Raw genomic sequence first — 651 nt, forward strand, 5'->3', positions numbered from 1 at the left:
GCTGCAGATAGGGGCCGAAGCGACCGCTGCGCAGCGTGATTTCCTCTGACGTGTAGGGGTCCTTGCCGATGACCTTGGTGCCGTCCTCGCCGCCGCCATTTTCGCCATTGGGATTGGCGGCATCGCCGAGCTGGCGGGTGAAGGAGCATTCCGGATAGTTCGAGCAGCCGACAAAGGCGCCGAACTTGCCGAGCTTCAGCGACAGATTGCCGGTGCCGCATTTCGGGCAGATGCGCGGATTGGAGCCGTCCTCCCGCGTCGGGAACACCAGCGGCGCCAGTTCCTCATTGAGCGCGTCGAGCACGTCGGTGACGCGCAGTTCCTTGATGTCGGCGACGGCGCCGGAAAAATCCTTCCAGAAATCGCGCAGCACGTCCTTCCAGGCGAGCTTGCCGTCGGAAATCTCGTCGAGCTTTTCCTCGAGGGACGCGGTGAAGTCGTATTCGACATAACGCTTGAAGAAGCTTTCAAGAAAGGCCGACAGCAGCCGGCCCTTGGCCTGCGGCACCAGCCGGCGCTTGTCGATGGTGACGTAGTCACGGTCCTCGAGCGTCTTCAGGATCGCCGTGTACGTGGAGGGCCGGCCGATGCCGAGTTCTTCCAGCTTCTTGATCAGCGAGGCTTCGGAATAGCGCGGCGGCGGCTCGGTGG

At 63.0% G+C, this 651-nt stretch carries 1 protein-coding gene; it reads right to left on the reverse strand.

Annotation, left to right across the window (positions count from 1 at the left end):
- Window positions 1-651, reverse strand: a 651-nt coding sequence (locus tag EN964_RS36420; protein WP_206528844.1) for a DNA topoisomerase, incomplete at both ends; no start/stop codon positions are given.

The organism is Mesorhizobium sp. M7A.F.Ca.CA.001.10.2.1 (genome assembly GCF_003998575.1).
Classification (GTDB): Bacteria; Pseudomonadota; Alphaproteobacteria; order Rhizobiales; family Rhizobiaceae; genus Mesorhizobium.